Genomic DNA, 2926 nt, shown 5'->3' on the forward strand with positions numbered 1-2926 from the left:
TCCTTAACATAACTGTGATAGAGAAATACATATATTTAAATCATACAACATTGTATGCTTTAAATAGTCGTCTCCGGTACGGAGGCGTGGGTTGAAATTACGGAATGGTACAGTTTATCCGATTGTGTTTTCAAACTACCACCCAAGGCTTGCACAAGAATAATCCGGCGCAAGCCTTGGGGTACCGAATCATCGTCATTTAGACGACCAATCCTCTGAACGAAGACCATGTACCCTTGTAAACTCGCGAAGGTTTCCGGTTACGACAACGAGCCCTCGGCTGCGTGCATGGCCAGAGATCATGAGATCATACGGCCCAATGACACAGCCCCTGTTTTCTAAATCAGCTCTGATTTCTGCCGTGTGGGCAGCCGCATTGTCATCAAAAGGCAAAACATCCAACCGAGCGGCGAAATGCTCAACTTGGCGGCGGTGCCTTACGGGGTCCTGAGACTTCTCTGCACCGTAAAGCAATTCATACAATACGACGTCAGAGATGCAGAGTGCTTCAGCGTTATCGTTGAAACGCTCTCTCAACCCTTGTGGTCGATCGCGCAGCACACGAATACAGAAATTCGTATCAAGTAAGAAGCGGAGCATCAGAAGCTTTCTCGCTCCTGCATCTCGGGCTGAGTGCGGGGCGCCAGTTCAACACCGGGTGAGGCAAAGAAATCATCCCAAGCAGCATTGGCCGGCACGATGATCCGACGCGCACCGTCGGAGATGATGACCACGTCCTTCAGATCAGGTGCGAAGGCAACAGTCTTGGGAAGGCGCACCGCCTGAGTGCGGTTCGAGAGAAAAAGTGTCGTGCGGGTCAACATCATGAACCTCCAATGTATATTCATGGAGTATATACATTGGGAAACTTTTGAGCAACAAAAATTCCAAAAGCAAGAAATTAATAGCCTGTCATTTTGGGGTATATCCCAGAATGATGTCATGGCACTCGTTTAGAATACGTCAATATAGAATGGTTTCAATATATTCATGACATTCGTCCCCAAACCTCATAGATATTAACATGACATTTGGAGGAGAAGAGGGCGTTGAAGGGTCAAAGGGTCGGTTATGTCCGTGTGAGTACATTCGATCAAAATGTTGATCGTCAATTAGATGGCGAAATACTGGATCGGGTTTTCACCGACAAAGCGTCCGGCAAAGATGTTCAGCGGGCTCAGCTCGATGAGCTTCTTGCCTTCGTGCGTGAAGGTGACATTGTGGTCGTGCATAGTATGGACCGATTAGCGCGTAATCTCGATGACCTCCGCAACCTGGTGCACACGCTGACGCGAAAAGGCGTTTGTGTTGAGTTTATCAAAGAACGTCTTATTTTTTCAGACAAAGATGAATCCCTGCCCAAACTGATGCTTTCGGTAATGGGCGCTTTTGCAGAGTTTGAACGCTCTCTTATTCGGGAGAGACAGCGCGAGGGTATTGCTCTAGCTAAAAAGCGTGGTGCCTATCGTGGTCGGAAACGGGTTCTGTCCCACGAACAGGTTGCAGACATCCTCCAGCGTATCCGCGACGGTGAGACAAAAGCTGCGATTGCCCGCGAGTACGGAATAAGCCGGGAAACCCTCTATCAGTATCTAAGAGCTTATCCGAATGGCGGTGTTCGCATACGGCCGGTAAAAGAGATTGTTCACGACGCACCTATGGGCGCAAAGCCCTTCATTGCGACCCTTACTCTAAACCTTCAGGGCCACTCAGCCTCAGGACTGAACCTTTCCTTGGTTCGAGCTGAGATCGAGGACATGCTGGCGGAAGATTACGATGTGCAGAAGAACGAGGAGGGCGAGTATAGGTTAGCTATTCCTGCAGAGTACACGCGCACAGAGCACGATCTCGATGCTGAGATAGCGGATCTCTTTGACGAAATTGACGCCATTGCTGAAGAGTATAACTGTACGGCCGTCGCAACGCTTCGTGAAGTGGAAGGGCAGGGGCGTGTTTGGTGAGCTTTCTGCTTAGCAAAACTGACCACAATCACTTACACAGCCCTGGGCTCGACCAAGCAGCCCAGCCAAGGGCTGCTATGGGGGGCGAGCGGAATGTCTGCTTCCCGTAAAAAACAGTCGATAGAAGACACTTAGGGTTTTATGTAAAGCATAACTTGACGGTCCTAATGTAAATCTATACTTTACATTCATGGAGATCGAAAGCATCAGCCATAAAGGGCTACGTCGTTTTTTTGAGACCGGAAACGCAAAGGGCTTGGTTGGTGACGTAAAACGTCTTCGTAAGATGCTGGCGTTTATCAATGCAGCTGAATCATTGGATGAACTGGCCGTGCCGCCCAATTATGGTTTGCACCCCTTGATCGGAGATCGATCAGGGACTTGGGCAATGACCGTCACCAAAAATTGGCGTCTCACATTTCGCGTCAATGAGCATGGTTCTTTGTGTGAGATGACATTGGAGGATTATCATGGCGCTTAAAATGCATTCATCACTGGTTGTTCATGTTGGTGATTGGCTTAAAACAGAGATAATTGAGCCTCATCATATCAAAGTGAATACTCTCGCCGAGCATTTTGGTGTTTCGCGACAATCCATCAGTGCCCTATTAAATGGGCGCTCCAGCTTATCGGCTGACATGGCCATTCGCTTTGAAAAAGCATTCGGCGTTCGGGCAGAAACGCTGATGCGCATGCAAAGTGCATACGACCTCGCTCAAGCACGTGCCCATGAGGGAAGTTTGCAAGTACAGCACTTCCCACTTGTTCTTTCGCCCTCTCTGGAGCGCCGTACAGTTTAAAGATGGAGCTTTTTTGGCCCTGTTGCAAAGTTCTAAAAGTGCCGTTTTCGTGTTGATTCCGATATAATTAACTTACGGATTTTATGTGTGTTTGTATTTTTGTGTCCATCTGAAATTAGCCGAAAAATCAACTTTGCAACAGGGCCCTCGGAGGCTTTATGGGGG

Annotated in this window: 5 protein-coding genes; 3 read left to right on the top strand and 2 right to left on the bottom strand. The window is 48.4% G+C overall.

The window, feature by feature from the left end; all coding sequences use genetic code 11:
• Positions 1-195: 195 nt before the first annotated feature.
• Both vapC and vapB read right to left on the bottom strand, forming a co-directional pair.
• On the bottom strand, positions 196-600 hold the full coding sequence (gene vapC, locus NTH01S_RS11220) for a type II toxin-antitoxin system tRNA(fMet)-specific endonuclease VapC (protein WP_068173735.1): 405 nt from the start codon (positions 598-600) through the stop codon (positions 196-198).
• Positions 600-827 (bottom strand): type II toxin-antitoxin system VapB family antitoxin, encoded by a 228-nt coding sequence (gene vapB / locus NTH01S_RS11225; protein ID WP_456306303.1) that lies wholly within the window; start codon positions 825-827, stop codon positions 600-602. The genes vapC and vapB overlap by 1 nt, the downstream gene beginning before the upstream one ends.
• A gap of 222 nt (positions 828-1049) precedes the next feature.
• On the opposite strand from vapB, the gene NTH01S_RS12175 reads away from it, so the two are divergent.
• From NTH01S_RS12175 to NTH01S_RS11240, 3 genes are all read left to right on the top strand, one after another.
• Positions 1050-1961 carry a recombinase family protein gene (locus tag NTH01S_RS12175; protein WP_157070971.1) on the top strand — a complete coding sequence of 304 codons (912 nt, stop codon included), beginning with the start codon at positions 1050-1052 and terminating at the stop codon, positions 1959-1961.
• Positions 1962-2151: 190 nt separating this feature from the next.
• Positions 2152-2442, top strand: coding sequence for a type II toxin-antitoxin system RelE/ParE family toxin (locus tag NTH01S_RS11235; protein ID WP_068173739.1), 291 nt, complete (start codon positions 2152-2154; stop codon positions 2440-2442).
• A complete protein-coding gene (locus tag NTH01S_RS11240; RefSeq protein ID WP_068173742.1) occupies positions 2432-2761 on the top strand; it encodes a HigA family addiction module antitoxin in 330 nt (109 codons plus the stop codon). Before NTH01S_RS11235 ends, NTH01S_RS11240 begins: the two co-directional genes overlap by 11 nt.
• Positions 2762-2926 lie beyond the last annotated feature (165 nt).

It is taken from the genome of Neokomagataea thailandica NBRC 106555, assembly GCF_001598495.1.
In the GTDB taxonomy this organism is placed as follows: domain Bacteria; phylum Pseudomonadota; class Alphaproteobacteria; order Acetobacterales; family Acetobacteraceae; genus Gluconobacter; species Gluconobacter thailandicus_A.